This is a genomic window from Mesorhizobium sp. PAMC28654 (genome assembly GCF_020616515.1).
Taxonomy (GTDB): Bacteria; Pseudomonadota; Alphaproteobacteria; order Rhizobiales; family Rhizobiaceae; genus Mesorhizobium.
This window is the reverse complement of sequence record NZ_CP085135.1, coordinates 126,280-144,687: the sequence shown is the minus strand read 5'-3', so window position 1 is coordinate 144,687 and position 18,408 is coordinate 126,280. Positions and strand designations below refer to the sequence as shown.

Sequence of the window (18,408 nt, the reverse complement as noted above, 5' to 3'; positions counted from 1 at the left end):
ACGGCGGTCGCGCCCACACTTGAAAGGCCGCAATTTCGTTGACTGCACATAAAGACTTCCTTATATCCTTATCTAACTTGCAAACATGAAAGCCAATTCGATGACGACGACCAACCCCATTGACGCGCTGCTGGCTGAAAAGGGCGTGCTGCTGGCCGATGGCGCCACAGGCACAAACCTGTTCGCCATGGGGCTGGAAGCCGGCGAGGCACCCGAACTGCTGAACGAGACGGCGCCCGACACCATCACCAGCCTGCACCAGAATTTCGTCGATGCCGGCGCCGACATCATCCTGACCAACTCCTTCGGCGGCACGCGCCATCGGCTGAAACTGCACCATGCGCAGGACCGCGTGCATGCCCTGAACAAGCGCGCTGCCGAGATCGCCCGCGCTGTCGCCGACAAGGCCGGCCGCAAGGTGATCGTCGCCGGCTCGGTCGGCCCGACGGGCGAACTTCTGGTTCCGCTCGGCGCCATGACCTATGACGAGGCGGTCGAGGCCTTCGCCGAGCAGATCGAGGGCCTCAAGGAAGGTGGCGCCGAAGTCGCCTGGATCGAAACAATGTCGGCGCCGGACGAAATCCGCGCCGCGGCCGAAGCCGCCATTCGCGTCGGCCTGCCCTATACCTATACGGGTTCTTTCGACACCGCCGGCCGCACCATGATGGGCCTGCTGCCCAGGGATATCCACGGCGTCGTTGATGGCCTGTCAGAGGCCCCGCTAGGCGTCGGCGCCAATTGCGGCGTTGGCGCGTCCGACATCCTTGCCTCGCTGCTCGACATGACCGAGGCGAAGCCGGAGGCGACGGTGATCGTCAAGGGCAATTGCGGCATCCCGGAATTTCGCGGCACCGAAATCCATTATTCCGGCACGCCGGAACTGATGGCTGATTATGTGCGGCTCGCGGTCGATGCCGGCGCGAAAATCGTCGGCGGCTGCTGCGGCACCTCGTTCCAGCACCTTGCCGCCATGCGCAAGGCGCTTGACGCGCATCAGAAGGCGGATCGTCCGACTGTTGCCGCGATCGTCGAGCGCATCGGCCCGATGCGCAACAAGGTGGCGACCGAAAACACCGCCGAGACCAGCGAAGCCCGCCGCGAGCGTCGCCGCAGCCGCGCCTAAGCGATCGCTTTTTGACTATCCGCCATTGTCAGCGTAGCTTGACTGCGCCGACCTGAAATCGACGACGTTGTCGCCGCGCATCGTCATCAGCGCGCCGGATGAAACCGGATCGGTTATCTGTTCCAGCATGATGCGGAAGCGGTCGTTGGTCAGCGCTGACATCGCGGTGTGACGCGCCTGCTGGACGTCGTCACTGATGCGTCTGGATTCAGCTGATGGAATCGCCGAAGCGTCCCGGGCCGGCGGTGGCGAGTTGGCGATAGTTCTGATCTGCAAGTCCGGCTCCCTCAAGCCCCGTAGGTACAACCGGTGTAACAAGTGGGAGTTGCGATCCAGTACCGGAAATGTCTCGCAATTTAACGATCCCTGCACACAGGTCTAAACTTGGCTATGGCCTTTGCTGGAGGCAGCTAGAGCAAAATCCGAGCGGATAGAATCGATAGGGGTTTCGTTGGGATTGGAAATCTGATTCAGCATATCTGCTGGATTCGGAGGCCGGCATGGCATGGCGAAATCCTTATCGGAAGATTTGCGGGCTCGGGTGGTCGCAGCGGTTGATGGCGGCCTGTCGCGACGGGCGGCAGCGGCGCGATTTGGCGTGGCGGCGGCAAGCTCGGTGCGTTGGGTCCGGGAATGGCGCGAGACCGGAGCCACCTGCGCAAAGCCGCAGGGCGGCGACAGGCGGTCCCACCGCGTTGAAGCGTATCGCGACATCATCCTGGCGGCGATCGAGAGGCGGGTGGACATCACGCTGGTCGAACTCGCCGAGTTGCTGCGACAGGAGCATGGCGCGTCGTTTGCGACGAGCACGATCTGGCGGTTTCTCGATCGTCACTCCATGACCTTCAAAAAAAAACGGCGCACGCCAGCGAGCAGGAGCGGCCAGACGTGGCGGCGCGACGAAACGCCTGGTTCGACGCCCAGCCCGATCTTGATCCCGAGCATCTGGTCTTCATCGACGAGACCGGAGCCTCGACAAAGATGGCTCGACTGCGGGGGCGCACGAAGCGCGGGATGCGGTGCCGATCGCCAATCCCGCATGGCCATTGGAAGACGACGACGTTCACCGGCGCCCTGCGCCTCACTGGCATGACCGCGCCAATGGTCCTGGACGGCCCGATGACTGGCGAATGGTTTGTCGCCTATGTCGAGCAGGTTCTCGTGCCGACGCTGCGGCCCGACGATGTCGTGATCCTCGACAACCTGCCGGCGCACAAAAGCGCAGCCGCCCGTGTGGCGATCGAAGCAACCGGCGCAAGGATGATGTTCCTCCCGCCCTATTCCCCCGACTTCAACCCGATCGAGAACGCCTTTTCCAAGCTGAAATCGATTCTACGCAAAGCCGCCGCACGAACCGTCGCGGAATTGTGGGATACCATCAGCGCCGCACTGCCTTGCTTCACACCAACCGAGTGCGCCAACTACTTCGCCGCAACAGGATATGAGCCGGAATGATCAGATTCTGCTCTAGATCAAAGGCGGGAAAAGCTTCCGCAGGAACCCATCGAACCAGGCGGCTTGCCCGGCATCATGCAGGTTCATGAGACGGTCCTGCTCCTCGCGCGTCTGTGCGCCAGGCTTGTCATAGTTCGCGCCAGGACGGGTCTGCACGCGCCTGAAACCGTTCGGCGTGGCTTCCGCGTGGAACTGCAGGCCGTAGACCTTGTCGCCGATGCGGAAAGCCTGATTGGGAAACAGGTCGCTCGAGGCAAGGTGCTGGGCGCCTTCCGGCAATTCGAAGCCATGCCAGTGTGACTGCGTCACATGGATCGGCGCGGACAGGAAATCTTCCGCCCCCACGCTCGGATAAAGCGGATAATAGCCAAATTCATGCATGCCGCTCGCCGGCGGACCGACATGCGCACCGCGATGCCAGGCGATCTGCTGCGCACCCTGGCAGATGCCGAGCAACGGGATGTCGGCATTCATGCAGAAGTCGATAAATCGGTACTCATCCAGCAAAAAAGGATGCAGCGACGTGTCGTAGACATTGTACATGCCGCCATAGACGACGCCGCCCGCGACATCGTCATCAGCATCCAGCGCCTCTCCGGCATAGGCTCGACGCAAGACCGGCTCATAGCCGTTTTGCCGGAGATAGGTAAACACACGGTCGTCAGCAGGCTCGTCGCTGTGCCGCACCAGAACAATACGTTTCTTCATGGCTCTGCCTTTTCCGCCAGAATGGTTGGCGTAAGATCGCAGCGCAACGAAAAAAGGCCGGCAAGGAAAAGATCCCTCGCCGGCCTGCCTCATCCGCCCGCAGGACGGCCTCCCCTGTCAGAACGATCCCGCCTGAAAGAAACCGACCACCGTCACCACTACTTGCCGTCGCCCAGCGCCGAGGCCAGCCGCACCAGCGACAGGAACTCGGACCTGTATCCGAACGGGTCGGCGCCCCGGGCGGCATCGGCGATCTGCATGATCTTGTCGTAGCCGAACTTCGCCGTCGCATCCTCGTCGCGAAGTTTTTGGCCGAACGCCGCGACGGCAACCGAGAAACGCTGATCGGCACTCGCCTGATCGAAGGACGATACCTCGTTGGCTGATGTCACCGGCGTGGTGATCAGCTTCGAGACGTCTTCGTTCGGCAGCTTGTAGCGGATCTTGACGAAGGCATATTCGTCGGCATTGGCCACGCCGCCATTGTCCACCGAGGCCTGGCCATAGCGCAGCGGGTCTACCTGCTCGCCCCCGCTGCCCTTGGGCGTAATCTCGTAGATGGCGGTGACCGAATGACCGGAACCGATGTCGCCGGCATCGACGCGGTCGTTGTTGAAATCCTCGCGGTTCAAGGCGCGGGTCTCGTAGCCGATCAGCCGGTATTCCCCGACCTTTTGCGGATTGAACTCGACCTGGATCTTCACATCCTTGGCGATCGGAAACAGCGTCGAGGACGCATCCTCGACCAGCACCTTCTCGGCCTCGGCCAACGTGTCGATATAGGCGGCGGTGCCATTGCCGTTTTGGGCGATGGTCTGCATCATCTGGTCGTTCAGATTGTCGTGGCCGAAGCCGAACACCGACAGGAACACACCGGTCTGGCGCTCCTTTTCGATCAACCGTTTCAGATCGTCATCATCCGACTGGCCGACATTGAAGTCACCGTCGGTGGCCAGCATCACGCGATTGACGCCATCCTTGATGAAGGATTGCTGGGCAAGCTTGTAGGCTTGCCTGATGCCGGCTTCGCCCGCCGTCGATCCGCCCGGCTGCAGGTTGCCGATCGCCGCCAGGATCTTGTCCTTCTCGGAAACCTTGGTTGGCATCAGCACCGTACCGGCCTCTCCGGCATAAGTGACGATCGAGACGGTATCATCGGGCTGCAGCCTGTTGACCAGCAGCCGGAACGCCGACTGCAGCAGCGGCAGCTTGTCCGGTTCATCCATCGAGCCCGAAACGTCGATCAGAAAGACCAGATTGGCCTTGGGCTGCTCGGCGGGCTTGATGTCAAAGCCCTTGATGGCGACATGCATCAGCTTGGTTTGGTTGTTCCACGGCGTCGGCATGACGCTGACGGTCGAGTTGAACGGCGTCGAAGCGGAATCCGGCCCCTTCCAGTCATAGGGGAAGTAATTGATCATCTCCTCGACGCGGACCGTATCGGCCTGTGGCACGGACCCTTCCTTCAGCGAGCGTCGCACGAAGGCATAAGAGGCGGTGTCGACATCGATCGAGAAGGTCGAGACCGGATCCTCGAGCGCCGCATGCACCGGATTGGTCTTGAAATCCTCGACGCGATTGCGGTTTTCCTCCTGCACCGACAGTTGATCGGAAGGAACTGGCGCGGGCTGCCGCACCATCAGCTTGGACTCGGCGGACATGCGGGCAACCCGCGACGAGCTGGGCGCGCTTTTGGCGCCATCCAGCGCAAACTCACCAACAGGCGGCGGCGCAAGGGGCGCAATATTCAACGTTGCCGCTCCAGCGCTGGCGGCATCCTGGTTGGGAACGCTCGGCGCCGATTCCTGCGCTGCACCAACAGCAACGGGCGCTTCGGACTTCGGCCGCGCGGCCGGCGCCACCGGCGCCTCGGATGCATCGCGGCTTTCCGCATCCGCTTTCTTGTCCTTTGCCGGGGCGTTCGGCGCAAGCGGCTCGTTGGCCGCCAGGGTCTGCGTCGCCGGCTTGGCCAGCGGCGTCATCGTTGCAGGCTTGTCAGCCAGCGTTTCCGTGATCGTCTGGCCGCCGCCCAATATCGGCGGCTGTTCCCTCAGCAGTTGAAAAGTGGCGTATCCGGCGATCGGCAAGGCGACCAGCCCGGCAATGGCCGGCGTGGCAATCAATTTCTTTTGCATGATTTCGCTCCAGAGCTTTTGTGCTCGCTCTGTGAGACGAAGCCCCGCGGCCGATCCTTGGGTGGCGGGCGAATCTTTTTCGACCAGGTCATAAGCGCGCATGGCGGCCTCGAAGGCGCGTGCCTTCGCGTCCTCGCCCGGCGCCGGTGCCGCGATGTCGCGCAGCTTCCTAAGTTCGTTGTCGTCGACCATGGTCACACTTCCCCGGCTGAACGCATCAGCGTCTTCAACCGTTTCTTCGCTTCATGGATGTGCCAGGAAACCGTCGTCTCCGAGATCGCCATCACCTCGGCCGCAGCCGCGTGACTGAGCCCTTCGCCATAGACGAGCAGCACCGCATCGCGCTGCTTGTCGGGCAGCATTCGCACCGCCGCCCAAAGCGCCTCGGCCGGATCTTCCACCTCGACCGAAGCTTCGCCCGAGATCAGGGCGTGGGCGCCGTAGGCCTCGGTCTTGACCGCCTCGCGGGCAGTCTTGCGCATCATGTCGCGCACGGCGTTCAGCGTCATGGCGTAGAGCCATGTCGTGAACGCGCCGCCACCATGATAGTCGCGGATCGCACGGCCAAGCCGGACGCAGACATCCTGGGCGATATCCTCGGCGTCGGCCTTCCTTCCGCACCAGCGATAGGCGGCTCGATAGACGAAGTCATAGTGGCGCTCCAGCAATGTGCCGAACGCCCCCCTGTCTCCGCCCTTCGCCCGCCCGATCAGTTCGGCGTCGGAGGCTTCGTTTTCATCCAGCATCATCGCCATCATTGTCTCTTGGACGAAGGCTAGTGGCGATTCCTTGGGGTGATGGGAAGAAAAAGTTCGAATTGATCCGCGATAGCGGCCGATGGGGCCTCATTGGCCTGGACAGACAAGACGCACCGTGACCGTGTTCTTGCCACTGAGAGACATGCCGCCCTGAGCGACAATCTTGGCGAATGGCATGGTTCTGACGTCCTGCGACACATCAGCATCGTTGGCCAGGCGTTCCTCGGCAAAGACGTCGCCGCTGCCGACCTCACCCTTCGGACGCATCGACATGCCGTACCCGCCCGTGCATCGAACCTTGACATCGCCGGGCTTGCCCGTGGACCTGTTTCTGAGGCTCATGGCGAAACCGTCCGTGTCCAGAACCATGTCGATGTCGTCGTTCAGCTGGCCGCTCGACTTGCAGGTCATGCCACCGACTTTCATGTTCTTGATCTTGCCGGACCGCTTGCCTTTTCCGTTCAACGTCCAGCTGTCGGATCCCGGCGAGCTCTTGCCCTCCATCTTCACCGACGGCGTGACATAGGAATAGGTGACATCGAATTGCGGACCGGTAAAGCGGGGTTCCATCTTCGCCTCGACAGTCATGGTGCCCTCATCGACGACACGCTTCAGCACTGCCCGCATGGCCTTGGCCTGCTCTGCGTAGCGTTCCGCCTCCTCGGCGGCGATAAGGCTTGGCAGCCTGTCCCAATAGACGGATGCCGTTTCTCTCGAACAGCGCTCGCGATGCTCATGATTTCGGTGCGTTTCAAGGACGAGCGATGGCCGATATTGACGTCCGAATCAGGATCGATCGGGTTCTTGTGCGCCTCGATCAGCGGATCCTCCACTGCCTTCAACTTTTTTGCCATATCCGAAAAGAACTGAGCTTCATATTCCGCATTCTTCAGTTCCTCTTGAATGCTCTGCAAATCCTGGCAGGAACATTGCTTTTGCCCGGCAATGGCTGGCGTCGCCAGGCAACCCGTCAACAGTGCAAAGGCCAAAGCCCTGCCAATAGTGAAAAACCGCATCTCGCCTCCTGATTGTATCGACGTCGCCGATATTCAGGAGGTGTGTTTCGAGACTGTGTCGCCTGGCCGCACAGCAAGGCGTCGTTCCGGATACAGCGCGGGCCGGCGTCTTCCTGGAAGGGAATGTTGTCCGCCGCAGCATGCGGACGCAATAGGTTGACTGCCCCGCCACCCACTCGAACGGCCACGCCCTTCGAGCGGGATGTCGAAAAACGAGAGGCCTTCACGGCGGGCGCCAGAAAGAGTGACCTGTTGCCGTCGAGCATGGCGCTGGCAATTCCGGCTCGACTCGGGTCTCTGGTTCTCTTGCTAGGGCACGATCCCGAAAGTCGGAACCGGTTTTCTGGGAGAAACGGTTTTCGCTTGTCCGGGGATCATGCTCCAACGAAGAGATGGCCGCAGCCAGAACGTTGAATATGTCGACACCGAAAACACCATCCGCCCCTAGCGGCTCGCAGCTGTTCTGGGTTTTCACACGCATCGCCCTGACGAGTTTCGGCGGTGGATTGAGTGGCTGGCTGCTGCGGGAATTTGTTCAAAACCGCAAATGGATGACGCAGGAGGAATTCCTCAACGGCCTTTCCATTTCCCAGGCGCTGCCTGGTGTGAACGTCAAGAACATGGCCGTCTGGATCGGCTACAGGTTTCTTGGCTGGCGTGGCGCCTTGATTGGCTTTGTCGGCATCATCGTCCCGCCCGCCATCGTCATAGTTCTGTTGGGAGCGGTATTCGCCTCCTTGTCGCGCTATCCGCTGACGCATGTGGTGTTGACCGGAGCCGCGGCGGCCGCTGTCGGCCTGTCGCTATCCATGGGCATCACGGCGGCGCGAGCGGTGCCTCGAAACGCTATTCCCATCATGATCATGGCCGGCACATTCATCGCCGTCGCAATCCTGCACTGGCCGCTTTTCTGGGTCGTTCTGGCCGTCGGATCTTTGGGCGTGGCCAATGCCTACGCCAAGGGACAAGTTGATGAGTGAGAGCCCGCACACCTCGCTGGTGCTGAGCTTGCTGGCGGTGTTTGCTCCGCTCTCCCTCGTCACCATCGGCGGCGGACAGAGCGCCATTGCCGATATCAATCGGCAGGTTGTCGACGTCCATCAATGGATGAGCCAGTCGCAATTTGTCGAGGCATTCGCCATATCGCGGATGGCCCCGGGGCCGGGATCCCTGCTGGTTACGTTGATTGGCTGGCAGGTCGCCGGGTTTTGGGGCGCCGTCGTTTCAACCCTGGCCATTTTTGGCCCGACGACCTTTCTTATCTACGCCGTCGCTCATCTGTGGTCCCGCGACGGCGGTACGCGCTGGAAGCGGGCGCTGGAGGCAGGACTCCGGCCCGTCGCCGCGGGCATGATCCTCGCGTCGACCTATGTATTGCTGCAGGCCATAGACGGCGGCTGGTTCGCACGCACCGTGGCATTTGCATCAACAGGAACGCTTCTTCTGACCAGGGTGAACCCGCTTCTTTTGATCGGCGCGGGTGTGGCTATTTTTATCGGGCTCCATGCGACGGGCCTTGTCTAGGCAATCGGACCATGGCTGCCGCAGGTGCCGTCTAGACCGCTTGTCCAGCCACCCAGCCGGACGACCACGCCCACTGGAAATTATAACCACCGAGCCAGCCAGTGACGTCAACGACTTCGCCTATGAAAAACAGGCCCGGCACGGATTTCGCCTGCATCGTCCTCTGGTCGAGCGCGCTCGTGTCGACCCCGCCAAGCGTCACTTCGGCGGTGCGATAGCCTTCCGATCCGGCAGGCTTGATGCGCCAGTCGTTGACCGCGGCTTCGACGGATTTCATCTGTAGGTCGGTCATATCAGCGAGATTGCCATTGATTCCGGTGCGCTCGGCCACAGCCTGCGCAAGACGCTTCGGCAAGTGGTTTGCCAGCACCGTCTGAACCGCTTGCCGTCCGTTGATGCGCCTGGCGGCGCCAAGCAGCTCGGCCACGTCCGTCCCCGGCAGCATGGCGATGCGGATCTCGTCGCCCTCGCGCCAATAGGACGATATCTGCAGGATCGAGGGCCCGCTGACGCCGCGATGCGTAAACAGCATGGCTTCGGAAAACCGCGTCTTGCCGCAAGAAACTTCGGCGTCGACGGCATTGCCGGCCAAGGGCGCAAGTCGCTCGAGTGTCTTTGCGTCGAAGGTCAGCGGCACCAGCGCCGGGCGTGTTTCGATGATGGCCAGGCCAAACCGATCAGCGATCTCATAGCCGAAGCTCGTGGCTCCCATCTTGGGAATGGACTTGCCGCCGCAAGCCACGACCATGGATTGGCAGGTGACCGTGCCGGTCGACAGCGTCACGACGAACCCATCCTCGGTCTTGCTGATGTTCTCGACGCTGGTCGACAATGACAGTTGCACGCCCCTGTCCTGCATTTCGCCGACCAGCATGTCGATGACCTGGCGTGCCGAGCCATCGCAGAACAGCTGTCCCAGCGTCTTCTCGTGATAGGCGATGCGGTGACGTTGGACGAGCGCGATGAAATCGCGTTGCGTGTAGCGGCTGAGCGCCGAGATGCAGAAATGCGGATTCCCCGAAAGAAAGTTCTTTGGGCTCGCATGGATATTGGTGAAGTTGCAGCGGCCACCACCAGAGATGCGGATCTTTTCGCCGGGCATCGCCGCATGATCGAGGATGAGCACCGAGCGGCCGCGCTTGGCGGCCTCCACGGCGCACATCATTCCAGCGGCGCCGGCGCCGATGATCACCACATCATAGGATTGCATTCAGCTGTTCGTTCCCGCTCGGCCTGCGTCGCCCTAAGACGACGCGCGGCTTTCGCAGCCTGATACCCCGAACGTGCGGGGCAGCCAACAGGCAAGAGCGTCAGGTGAGGACGGTCAGATCAGGGTTTCGGCGAAGAGCACGCCCAGCCGTTTCCAATGGCGCTCGGCGCCCACCGCATCGAACACACCGTGATCGGACACGCACCAGCCATGCGCCATGCCGACATAGTTCTCGATGACATGATCGACTTCCGCTACCCGCAGCGCCTCTGCCAGCCGCGCCGATTGTTCGGGCGGAAAGCTTCTGTCGACACCCGCCATGCCGACATAGACCCGCGCCTTGATGGCGGCTGCCTTGTGGTGTGGGCTGTCGGCGGCGTCGCTGGCTAGATTGCCGCCATGGAAACTGGCGGCCGCCTTTATCCTGTCGGGATATGCAGCGGCGGCGTTCAGCGCCCGTGCGCCGCCCATGCAATAGCCGACCGTGCCGATCGGTCCGATAACACCTTCAGCGGCCAGCGCCTCAAGGAAAGCGCCGCTGTCGCTGATGGTCATCTCCTGCGTCGTGCCGCCAACCATGGCCATGAGCGCCGCCTTGCTCTTTTCCTCGGCGAATGCCGTCTTGGCGTCGAACGGACCATAGGCGCCAAATCGATAGAAAAGATCGGGAACCAGCACCGCATAGCCGTCGCCTGCCAACCGTTCCGCCATGGCATCAAGCGCAGATCGCGGACCAAAGGCGTCCATGTAGAGAATGATTCCGGCTTTGGTCGACGATGCGGACGCAGGGCGGAAGAGCCCCGCCTTGGCCACGCCATCCCTGGTTTTGATCTGAATATCCTGCTTGGCCATAATCCGCTCCGTTGACTTGTCGTGCGATACATATCCGCGCCAGCCAGTTGGGCAAGGCGATGTGGATCCGCCGCGTTCACAAATGCGTATCGGGGTTGCTCTACGTTGGCCTCGCGCACAATTTCTGGAGCGGCTCGAGAACCGGGCGGTCCGTAGGGAACAGCGTGCCTCGATCTGGGGACGGAACTCATATGTGGCTAGCGGCAATCCTTGCCTTTTTCACAGGCGTTTTTGGTGTCAATGGTGTCCCACATTTCGTGAGCGGGATAACCAGGGGATCCTACCCGTGCTTATTCGGCAACTCTGCTGTGCCCAATCTGATAGTTGGCTGGGCAAGCTTTATCGTAGCAACCCTCTTGGCGTACGGGACCAACTTCGGACAGTATCCCATCGTCTCGCTGGTCTTTGGTGCCATCGGGGTCCTGCTGATGGGTCTCTTTCACGCGGCGGGACTGGCTTTCGGCAGAAAACCCTGAAGACCAATCCAGCCAGCTCAGCCCTGGCCGTCGGCGGGTACGGCCCGTGCGCCGACATGCAATGCACGGCCGGCGCCAAACCCCATGACGGCCACGCCAAGCCCGAGCGCGACAAACAGGAAGGCCGTCCCCGAAAAGCTGCCGGTCCAGCCCCGGATCAGACCGACGAGCAGCGGGCCGAATGCAGCAAGCACATAGCCCACGCCTTGTGCCATGCCCGACAGATGTGCCGCGACATGCGAATCCGGCGAACGCAGCACGATCAGGGTCATCGCGGCCGCGATCAGTCCGCCCTGCCCGATACCTTGCAGGACCGCCCAGAAAAGCACGGTCGACGTCGGTGCGAAAAGAATGCCGAGCAGCGCGATTACCGCCACGACGACAAGCGCCACATTGATAACGCGCTGGTCCTTCAGCCGCACCGCGAAGGACGGCACCGCAAGGCAAGTGACGACCTGGGTCATCACCGAGACCGAAACGAGGACGCCGGCGGTGGCCGCGTCAAAACCGCGTTCGCGCAGGATCGGCGCCAGCCAACCGAAAATGCAATAGGCAAGCGCTGATTGCAGCCCCATGAACAGCGTCACCTGCCAGGCAAGGCGATCGCGCCAAAGGCCGACGACGCGGAAGCCGCGATGGCTCACCAGCTGCCGGCTGCCCAGCGCCTGCGGGATCCAGATCAACAGCACGACCAGTACGGGCACCGCCCAGGCGGCGAGCGCCCCCGACCATGAACCCGTGATCAGGTGTTCGATTGGCAGCGTGAGACCGGCGGCAGCGGCGGAACCGGCGCACAAGGCCATCGTGTACAGCCCGGTCATCAAAGCGACCTTGTCTGCGAAATCGCGCTTCACCAGGCCCGGCAGCAGCACATTGCCGATGGCAATCGCGGCGCCGGCAAGAAAGGTGGCGGCAAACAGCAGCGGAACCGATTCGAACCAGCGCAGCCCGGTTCCCAGCGCCAGCAGCACGAGTGCCCCAAGCAAGGTGCGTTCGGCGCCAAAACGCTGGGCAAGCCTTGGCGCAAAGGGCGCAAACAGGCCAAGGCACAAGACCGGCAGGGTCGTCAGCAGGCTGGCGCCCGCCGCTGAAAGCCCGGTTGCCTGCATCACCTCGGGCAGCAGTACCGACAGGCTGGAAAACAGCGACCGCAAATTGAAGGCGATCAACACAAGGCCGGCACCAAGAACGATGCGCGCGGCACGGCTACGCAATTCAGGTGGCCGCGGCGCGGGCAGGCTGTCGGCTTCCGCGTCTATGAGTTCCAGACCGGTGACGGCCTCGGATGACGCCTTTGGGATGGACTGGTGAAATGTCGGGTTCATGGGAAAAGCAGTCTTTCAAGTTGGGCAAGCACCGGAGCCATGAAAGCGCGGACGGCGTCGGTGGCGCGATCTGGATCGCCCGAGGCGATGGCGTCGACGATCGCGGCGTGCGCCTGCTGATCCGGTTCGGGTAAACTGCCATCAAGGGTGGCATGGATGGTTTCGGTGATCGCGGCGGTGAAGAAGTCGTAGAGTTCCATCATCGCCTTGTTGCCGGACGCCGCGACCACCGACTTGTGGAAAGCGATGTCGCGACGGATGAAGGCTTCGCTTCCGCCATCCGCGACGGAGCCGCGCGCGGCCAGCAGTTGCCGCATCCGCTCGAGATCGACAGGCGTATGACGCAAGGCGGCGAGCCGCGCGGCCTCCAGGTCCAGCGCTGCCCGCGCCTCCCATTGATCGCGAAGGCCAGTGCGCTTGACGCGGTCGAGCGCGGCCGATGAATCGACGGCGGAGCGCACGTAGGTGCCCGAGCCCTGGCGCGTATCCAGAAATCCTTGCGAGACCAGGACCCGCACCGCTTCACGCACCGTGCCGCGGCTGACCGACAGAAGATCGGCAAGCCCTGCCTCATTGGGAATGCGCTCGCCCACGCCCCAGCGCCCGCCGATGATTTCGGCACGCAGGCTTTCGGCGGCGCTGTCGGTAAGGTTGGTTCTGGTGGCGGGCTGCATCGGCCTATTCATCAAGTCATCTGATGACTTGATGAATCGGATCGTTTGTGTCTGCCGTCAAGTGTCAGTCGGGAATACGGTAGACGCTCGGGCAAGCCGTACCGGCAGAAAGGAGATCGATCAGCCGACCATCGGAGCAAAACTTGCCATATGAAAGGCCTGCACCTCCGCCGGATAGCGATAGGCGGCGCCGTAAGGACAGGCGTTGCGATCAAGGCAGCCGTCACTGCGGCACGGTTCGCCCTTGAGCCCACGCACATGCGCAAGACAGGACTGATAGGCGAATCCACCTTCCGAATAGGCGTCCACCGGACAGGCTTTCATGCAGGGTTTTCCGACACATGCATCGCACAGGTGAATCGCTGCCTGAGGCGCCTCGAGATGAATCTCGTCCTCGAACAACAGCGCGCCACGATAGGCATGCCAGAGCCCGTATTGCGGATGCATGAGGATGCCCAATGGCGAGGGCTTCAGACCCTCCGCCCGCATCGCCCATTGCTGGAACGGCAGATACGGCTTGTCGGACGGAGACACCGCACGCGCGCCAAAAATATCGGCCGCAGCGCCGATAACCTGCCGCGACCACGTATCGAGTGGATCGGTAATCGCCCGTGATTGCTTTTCCCGCCAGTGCAGGAAATGCGGCCAGGGGGCCGATCCCGCCTGCCCCACCAGCAGGACAGATTTGGCCAAAGCGCCCGACCGACCAATCGGCGGCGCATCGGCTGCCGTGAAATTGAAGCCGCCGCGAAGGATGAGACCGCTTGCCGAAAGCGCCGCAGCGATGGCTTCAACGCTGCCGGACATCATTCCTTCTTGACCGGATCGGAGAAGGCACTCCGCCAGACTTCCTTGTGGATGATATTGGCGACTTTAGCCCCGCCTGATTCGGGCTCCTTTCAAGTGAAGGCGTCGGGCATCGACCCCTTCTTCTTGGCGATGAAGTCCTTCAAGGCTTCGTCGATGCTCGGATCGAGATACGGCGCCTCGTAGCTTTCCAGCCAGCGGCGGGCAAGGTCGTTGGCGCGCTGCGGCGCGGTCTTCTCGCCCTCGGCCAGCCACTGCTCATAGGAATTGTTGTCGGCGATGTTGGAGCGGTAGAAGGCGGTCTGGAAATTGGCCTGCGTGTGGTCGCAACCAAGATAGTGACTGCCCGGGCCGACCTGGCGGATGGCATCCATGGCCTGGCCGTTTTCCGACAGGTCGACGCCTTCGCAGAATTTCTGCTGCATGCCGAGCTGGTCGATGTCCATCATGAATTTTTCATAGCAGGACGCCAGCCCGCCTTCGAGCCAGCCAGCCGAATGCAGCACGAAGTTGGTGCCGGCAAGGATGGTCGAGTTCAGCGTGTTGGCGCTTTCATAGGCTGCCTGCGCATCCGGAACCTTCGATGCACACAGCGAGCCACCGGTACGGAACGGCAGGCCGAGACGGCGGGCAAGCTGTGCCGCGCCATAGGAAACCAGCGACGGCTCCGGTGTGCCGAACGTCGGCGCGCCCGACTGCATCGAGATCGACGAGGCAAAGGTGCCGAACAGCACCGGCGCACCCGGCCGGATCAGCTGCGTGAATGATGCACCGGCCAGCACTTCGGCCAGGACCTGCGTCAGCGTGCCGGCGACCGTCACCGGGCTCATGGCGCCGGCCAGGATGAACGGCGTGACGATGCAGGCCTGGTTGTGGCGCGCATAGACTTTCAGCGCGCCGAGCATCGTCTCGTCGAACACCATCGGCGAGTTGGCGTTGATCAGGCTGGTCAGCACCGTGTTGTTCTCGACGAAGTCATCACCGAACACGATCTTGGCCATGGCGACCGTGTCCTCGGCGCGCTCCGGCGCGGTGACCGAGCCCATGAACGGTTTGTCCGAATACTTGATGTGCGCGTAGATCATATCGAGATGGCGCTTGTTGACCGGCACATCGACCGGCTCGCACACGGTGCCGCCCGAATGGTGGATCGACGGCGCCATATAGGCGAGCTTCACGAAATTATGGAAATCCTCGATCGTCGCGTAGCGGCGATTGCCGTCGAGGTCGCGCACAAAGGGAGGGCCGTAGACGGGAGCGAAGACCGTGGCATTGCCGCCGATCTGCACCGAACGCTCGGGATTGCGGGCATGCTGGGTGTAGACGGGTGGCGCCGTCTTCAGCAGCGAGCGGCAGAGGCCCTTCGGGAAGTGCACGCGCTCGCCCTTGACGTCGGCGCCAGCCTCTTTCCACAGTTGCAGCGCTTCGGCGTCGTCGCGGAAGATGATGCCGATCTCTTCAAGCACCGTGTCGGTGTTCTTCTCGATCAGCGCCAGGCCTTCCTCGTCCAGCACCTCATAGACGTTGATCTTGCGCTTGATGTAGGTGAGCTGAGTGCCGGGACCGCCGCCCGAGCGCGCCGCGCGCCGCGCAGCCGCGCCACCGCTGGCGGCGCGTCCGCGCCGCGCGTTTGACGCTTCCTGATCGACTGCCGCGTGATCGCTCATGTTCGCTCTTCCCTGAATCTGTTCCGGCCTGAAATCCATCTGGCCTGAAATCCGTTACGGCCGCATATCACGGCTTCTTGCGGGATCGTAGTCATGCACCCTATTCGAAACGGCCAGCCAGCGCCAACGACTGTCGCAAAATCGACAAGAATTCCAATAAATTTGCGGTCGCTTTCCTTTTGCGGGAAGTCGCAAATCAGCTATGGATACACGTCCCCGCAGGTTAGGTATTGAACGCAATATTTTGTGCCTTGCGACACAGTCGCGATGCCGCCAGGAGCTGGATACAAATGGCCGACGACGAGATCATCCTTTCCGAGCTTTCCGACGACGAGTTGGTGCAGCAGATGCACGACGATCTCTATGACGGGCTGAAGGAAGAGATCGAGGAAGGCACCAACATACTGCTCGAGCGCGGCTGGGTGCCTTACAGGGTGCTGACCGAAGCGCTGGTTGAGGGCATGCGCATCGTCGGCGAGGATTTTCGCGACGGCATCCTGTTTGTCCCGGAAGTGCTGTTGTCCGCCAACGCGATGAAGGCCGGCATGTTCATCCTGCGTCCGCTGCTCGCCGCCACCGGCGCGCCGAAGCAGGGCAAGATGGTCATCGGCACCGTCAAGGGCGACATCCACGACATCGGCAAGAACCTTGTCGGCATGATGATGGAAGGCGCCGGCTTCGACGTCATCGATCTCGGCATCAACAACGCGGTCGAAAAGTATCTCGATGCGATCGAGCAGCACCAGCCCGACATCATCGGCATGTCGGCGCTGCTGACCACGACCATGCCCTACATGAAGGTCGTCATCGACACGATGAAGGAAAAGGGCATCCGCGACGACTATGTCGTGCTGGTCGGCGGCGCGCCGCTCAACGAGGAATTCGGCAAGGCCGTCGGTGCCGATGCCTATTGCCGCGATGCGGCGGTAGCGGTCGAGACCGCCAAGGAATACATGAAGCGCAAGCACAACAACATGCGCGCTTCGGCCTGATCTGTTCAGCAAGGCGCCTGGCCAACCATTAAAGCCGCGCCTTGCAGCGCGGCTTTTTCTTTACCAGATGAAAGGTGACTGCGGCAACGAAAGCCGGTTCAGCTGAAATCATGGCCAAGGTGCAAAAAACGCAATCGGATCAAGCAGGCAGGCTTTTGGTCATTGCCTGCGGGATGATCGCGCGCGAAGTTCTGGCCGTGAAAGAGCAGCTTAAGCTCGATCATCTGGAACTGACCTGTCTCCCCGCGGAGTTTCATTTCTATCCCGACCGCATTGCCCCCGCCATGGACAAGGCCATCGAGAAGGCAAAGGCCGAGGGCTATGACCACATCTTCGTCGGCTATGCCGATTGCGGCACCGGCGGCCTGCTGGATCGTGTCTGCGAGAAGCATGGTGTCGAGCGCATGGCCGGCCCGCACTGCTTCGCTTTCTACCAGGGCATGGATGCCTATGCGAAGGTCGGCGACGACGACATGATGTCGTTCTACATGACCGACTTCCTGTGCCGCCAGTTCGACGCCTTCTTCATGAAGCCGCTCGGCATCGACAAGCACCCGGAGCTGATCAAGGACTATTTCGGCAATTACGAGAAGCTGATCTATCTGGCCCAGACCGACGATCCGGAACTCGACAAGGTTGCGGAAAGGGCTGCCGCCTTGCTCGGCCTGGCCTATGAGCGGCGCTCGACCGGGTATGGCGACCTGACGCCGGGGCTGGCGCAAGCAGCGGCTCACGCCTGAGCTCGAAATCGGTCAGGCCATGCCCTGTTCCACCTTAAGCGTAGCCAGCACATCGGCAAAGCTTGTCTGGCAGGCGAAGCCGAGCCTGTCCCTCGCCCGCGATGCGTCATAGACGCGGTCGATCGAAGAGAACATCGTCCAGCCCTTTCTGGTGTAAAGGCCCGGAAACTCAGGAAAATAGCGCGCGACGACCGAAGGTGCGTCGGCGATCAGCGCCGCGCAATCGTCAGGCTGGAACGGCGTCGGCGCGCAGACAATGAAAATGTCGAAGCCGAGCTGCGGCGCCTTCTCCAATGCAGCGACATGAGCCTCCGCCGCATCTTCCACCGTCAGCCGCCGGAACAGCAATTCGTTCGCCTTGGTGTTGGCATCCGACTGGTCGATTGTATCAGCCATGTCGTCGGCCTCGGGAAAGAAGCGGGCCGTGCGCAGCACCACCACCGGCAGGCCATGCTGGATATGATAGAGGCGGCAGAGATGCTCGGCTGAAAGCTTGGTGATACCATAGATATTGCGCGGCTCGGGCGACATGTCCTCGGTTAGCCAGGCGGCTTTACGCGCGCCGCCCTGAAAGCCAGCGCGAATAGCCTGGGATATCATCAGTGAAGTTGTCGAGGTGAAGACGAAACGATCGACACCGCATGCCACCGCGGCGTCGAGCAGGTTCAGTGTCCCCTGAACGTTCGTCGCGACGAAATCCGTATTCTCAAAATGCTCGATGTTCGGTTTGTGCAGCGCGCCACTGTGGATGATCGCCTCGATCCCGTTTTCCCGGACCGCGCGCATCACGAGGTCGCGGTCGGAGATTGAGCCGACAATCCGCGTTTGCGCCGCCGGAACGGGATCGAGTCCAGTTACCTCGTGGCCAAGTGCCGTGAGCCGCGGCGCCAGCGTGGCGCCCAGCCAGCCCGACGATCCCGTAAGCAAAATCCGCATCGGACACACC

General features: G+C 61.8%; 19 protein-coding genes. 6 read left to right on the top strand and 13 right to left on the bottom strand.

All coding sequences use genetic code 11. The annotated features are described in order from the left end of the window. The first annotated feature begins 100 nt into the window (after positions 1 to 100). The gene (bmt, locus tag LGH82_RS00705) at positions 101 to 1,123 is read left to right on the top strand and encodes a betaine--homocysteine S-methyltransferase (protein ID WP_227346864.1); all 1,023 of its coding nucleotides are present in this window, start codon (positions 101 to 103) and stop codon (positions 1,121 to 1,123) included. Between the two features lie 15 nt (positions 1,124 to 1,138). On the opposite strand, the gene LGH82_RS00700 is transcribed toward bmt, so the two are convergent. Then, complete coding sequence (locus LGH82_RS00700; RefSeq protein ID WP_227346863.1) at positions 1,139 to 1,399, bottom strand: hypothetical protein; 261 nt, start codon at positions 1,397 to 1,399, stop codon at positions 1,139 to 1,141. Between the two features lie 229 nt (positions 1,400 to 1,628). On the opposite strand from LGH82_RS00700, the gene LGH82_RS00695 reads away from it, so the two are divergent. Further along, positions 1,629 to 2,578 (top strand): IS630 family transposase gene (locus LGH82_RS00695; protein ID WP_227343924.1). Its coding sequence is split into 2 segments (ribosomal slippage): positions 1,629 to 1,971 and positions 1,971 to 2,578, totalling 951 coding nucleotides; the frame shifts between segments, so codons are not numbered across the junction. Between the two features lie 12 nt (positions 2,579 to 2,590). Here the strand turns inward: LGH82_RS00695 and LGH82_RS00690 are convergent. From LGH82_RS00690 to LGH82_RS00670, 5 genes are all read right to left on the bottom strand, one after another. Continuing rightward, a complete protein-coding gene (locus LGH82_RS00690) occupies positions 2,591 to 3,286 on the bottom strand; it encodes a glutamine amidotransferase-related protein (RefSeq protein WP_227346862.1) in 696 nt (231 codons plus the stop codon). A 158-nt stretch (positions 3,287 to 3,444) separates the two neighbouring features. Continuing rightward, positions 3,445 to 5,613: a VWA domain-containing protein gene (locus LGH82_RS00685; protein ID WP_227346861.1), complete on the bottom strand. Its 2,169-nt coding sequence runs from the start codon at positions 5,611 to 5,613 to the stop codon at positions 3,445 to 3,447. A gap of 2 nt (positions 5,614 to 5,615) precedes the next feature. Further along, positions 5,616 to 6,176, bottom strand: a complete 561-nt coding sequence (locus tag LGH82_RS00680; RefSeq protein ID WP_227346860.1) for an RNA polymerase sigma factor — start codon at positions 6,174 to 6,176, stop codon at positions 5,616 to 5,618. 90 nt (positions 6,177 to 6,266) lie between these two features. Then, positions 6,267 to 6,806 carry a hypothetical protein gene (locus tag LGH82_RS00675; RefSeq protein ID WP_227346859.1) on the bottom strand — a complete coding sequence of 180 codons (540 nt, stop codon included), beginning with the start codon at positions 6,804 to 6,806 and terminating at the stop codon, positions 6,267 to 6,269. Continuing rightward, positions 6,791 to 7,195 (bottom strand): hypothetical protein, encoded by a 405-nt coding sequence (locus LGH82_RS00670; protein ID WP_227346858.1) that lies wholly within the window; start codon positions 7,193 to 7,195, stop codon positions 6,791 to 6,793. Before LGH82_RS00670 ends, LGH82_RS00675 begins: the two co-directional genes overlap by 16 nt. A gap of 416 nt (positions 7,196 to 7,611) precedes the next feature. Here LGH82_RS00670 and LGH82_RS00665 point away from each other — a divergent pair, with 416 nt between their 5' ends. Further along, positions 7,612 to 8,175, top strand: a complete 564-nt coding sequence (locus LGH82_RS00665; protein ID WP_227346857.1) for a chromate transporter — start codon at positions 7,612 to 7,614, stop codon at positions 8,173 to 8,175. Further along, positions 8,168 to 8,719 carry a chromate transporter gene (locus tag LGH82_RS00660; RefSeq protein ID WP_227346856.1) on the top strand — a complete coding sequence of 184 codons (552 nt, stop codon included), beginning with the start codon at positions 8,168 to 8,170 and terminating at the stop codon, positions 8,717 to 8,719. The genes LGH82_RS00665 and LGH82_RS00660 overlap by 8 nt, the downstream gene beginning before the upstream one ends. 31 nt (positions 8,720 to 8,750) lie before the next feature. Here LGH82_RS00660 and LGH82_RS00655 read toward each other — a convergent pair whose 3' ends face one another. The 6 genes from LGH82_RS00655 to LGH82_RS00630 form a co-directional block, all read right to left on the bottom strand. Continuing rightward, a complete protein-coding gene (locus tag LGH82_RS00655; RefSeq protein WP_227346855.1) occupies positions 8,751 to 9,929 on the bottom strand; it encodes an NAD(P)/FAD-dependent oxidoreductase in 1,179 nt (392 codons plus the stop codon). A 114-nt stretch (positions 9,930 to 10,043) separates the two neighbouring features. After that, positions 10,044 to 10,781, bottom strand: coding sequence for a dienelactone hydrolase family protein (locus LGH82_RS00650; RefSeq protein ID WP_227346854.1), 738 nt, complete (start codon positions 10,779 to 10,781; stop codon positions 10,044 to 10,046). Between the two features lie 493 nt (positions 10,782 to 11,274). After that, the gene (locus LGH82_RS00645) at positions 11,275 to 12,582 is read right to left on the bottom strand and encodes a CynX/NimT family MFS transporter (protein WP_227346853.1); all 1,308 of its coding nucleotides are present in this window, start codon (positions 12,580 to 12,582) and stop codon (positions 11,275 to 11,277) included. Next, a complete protein-coding gene (locus tag LGH82_RS00640; RefSeq protein WP_227346852.1) occupies positions 12,579 to 13,256 on the bottom strand; it encodes a FadR/GntR family transcriptional regulator in 678 nt (225 codons plus the stop codon). Before LGH82_RS00640 ends, LGH82_RS00645 begins: the two co-directional genes overlap by 4 nt. 120 nt (positions 13,257 to 13,376) lie before the next feature. Next, on the bottom strand, positions 13,377 to 14,063 hold the full coding sequence (locus tag LGH82_RS00635; protein ID WP_227346851.1) for a 4Fe-4S dicluster domain-containing protein: 687 nt from the start codon (positions 14,061 to 14,063) through the stop codon (positions 13,377 to 13,379). 92 nt (positions 14,064 to 14,155) lie between these two features. Beyond that, entirely contained in the window at positions 14,156 to 15,730 is a 1,575-nt protein-coding gene (locus LGH82_RS00630) for a trimethylamine methyltransferase family protein (RefSeq protein WP_227346850.1), read from the bottom strand. A 290-nt stretch (positions 15,731 to 16,020) separates the two neighbouring features. Between LGH82_RS00630 and LGH82_RS00625 the strand changes: the two genes are divergently transcribed. After that, positions 16,021 to 16,722 carry a corrinoid protein gene (locus LGH82_RS00625; RefSeq protein ID WP_227346849.1) on the top strand — a complete coding sequence of 234 codons (702 nt, stop codon included), beginning with the start codon at positions 16,021 to 16,023 and terminating at the stop codon, positions 16,720 to 16,722. A 110-nt stretch (positions 16,723 to 16,832) separates the two neighbouring features. Continuing rightward, on the top strand, positions 16,833 to 17,462 hold the full coding sequence (locus tag LGH82_RS00620; protein WP_227346848.1) for a DUF1638 domain-containing protein: 630 nt from the start codon (positions 16,833 to 16,835) through the stop codon (positions 17,460 to 17,462). Between the two features lie 12 nt (positions 17,463 to 17,474). Here the strand turns inward: LGH82_RS00620 and LGH82_RS00615 are convergent, their stop codons facing one another. Next, positions 17,475 to 18,398, bottom strand: coding sequence for an NAD-dependent epimerase/dehydratase family protein (locus LGH82_RS00615; protein WP_227346847.1), 924 nt, complete (start codon positions 18,396 to 18,398; stop codon positions 17,475 to 17,477). Positions 18,399 to 18,408: the final 10 nt, after the last annotated feature.

What these genes read in the sequence shown, in the direction of transcription:
- LGH82_RS00675 (WP_227346859.1), bottom strand. Translation starts at nt 6,806, where the DNA reads ATGCGGGCAGTGCTGAAGCGTGTCGTCGATGAGGGCACCATGACTGTC.
- LGH82_RS00625 (WP_227346849.1), top strand. Translation starts at nt 16,021, where the DNA reads ATGGCCGACGACGAGATCATCCTTTCCGAGCTTTCCGACGACGAGTTG.
- bmt (WP_227346864.1), top strand. Translation starts at nt 101, where the DNA reads ATGACGACGACCAACCCCATTGACGCGCTGCTGGCTGAAAAGGGCGTG.
- LGH82_RS00680 (WP_227346860.1), bottom strand. Translation starts at nt 6,176, where the DNA reads ATGGCGATGATGCTGGATGAAAACGAAGCCTCCGACGCCGAACTGATC.
- LGH82_RS00620 (WP_227346848.1), top strand. Translation starts at nt 16,833, where the DNA reads ATGGCCAAGGTGCAAAAAACGCAATCGGATCAAGCAGGCAGGCTTTTG.
- LGH82_RS00685 (WP_227346861.1), bottom strand. Translation starts at nt 5,613, where the DNA reads ATGGTCGACGACAACGAACTTAGGAAGCTGCGCGACATCGCGGCACCG.
- LGH82_RS00660 (WP_227346856.1), top strand. Translation starts at nt 8,168, where the DNA reads ATGAGTGAGAGCCCGCACACCTCGCTGGTGCTGAGCTTGCTGGCGGTG.
- LGH82_RS00645 (WP_227346853.1), bottom strand. Translation starts at nt 12,582, where the DNA reads ATGAACCCGACATTTCACCAGTCCATCCCAAAGGCGTCATCCGAGGCC.
- LGH82_RS00665 (WP_227346857.1), top strand. Translation starts at nt 7,612, where the DNA reads ATGTCGACACCGAAAACACCATCCGCCCCTAGCGGCTCGCAGCTGTTC.
- LGH82_RS00670 (WP_227346858.1), bottom strand. Translation starts at nt 7,195, where the DNA reads ATGCGGTTTTTCACTATTGGCAGGGCTTTGGCCTTTGCACTGTTGACG.
- LGH82_RS00630 (WP_227346850.1), bottom strand. Translation starts at nt 15,730, where the DNA reads ATGAGCGATCACGCGGCAGTCGATCAGGAAGCGTCAAACGCGCGGCGC.
- LGH82_RS00655 (WP_227346855.1), bottom strand. Translation starts at nt 9,929, where the DNA reads ATGCAATCCTATGATGTGGTGATCATCGGCGCCGGCGCCGCTGGAATG.
- LGH82_RS00650 (WP_227346854.1), bottom strand. Translation starts at nt 10,781, where the DNA reads ATGGCCAAGCAGGATATTCAGATCAAAACCAGGGATGGCGTGGCCAAG.
- LGH82_RS00635 (WP_227346851.1), bottom strand. Translation starts at nt 14,063, where the DNA reads ATGTCCGGCAGCGTTGAAGCCATCGCTGCGGCGCTTTCGGCAAGCGGT.
- LGH82_RS00615 (WP_227346847.1), bottom strand. Translation starts at nt 18,398, where the DNA reads ATGCGGATTTTGCTTACGGGATCGTCGGGCTGGCTGGGCGCCACGCTG.
- LGH82_RS00640 (WP_227346852.1), bottom strand. Translation starts at nt 13,256, where the DNA reads ATGCAGCCCGCCACCAGAACCAACCTTACCGACAGCGCCGCCGAAAGC.
- LGH82_RS00690 (WP_227346862.1), bottom strand. Translation starts at nt 3,286, where the DNA reads ATGAAGAAACGTATTGTTCTGGTGCGGCACAGCGACGAGCCTGCTGAC.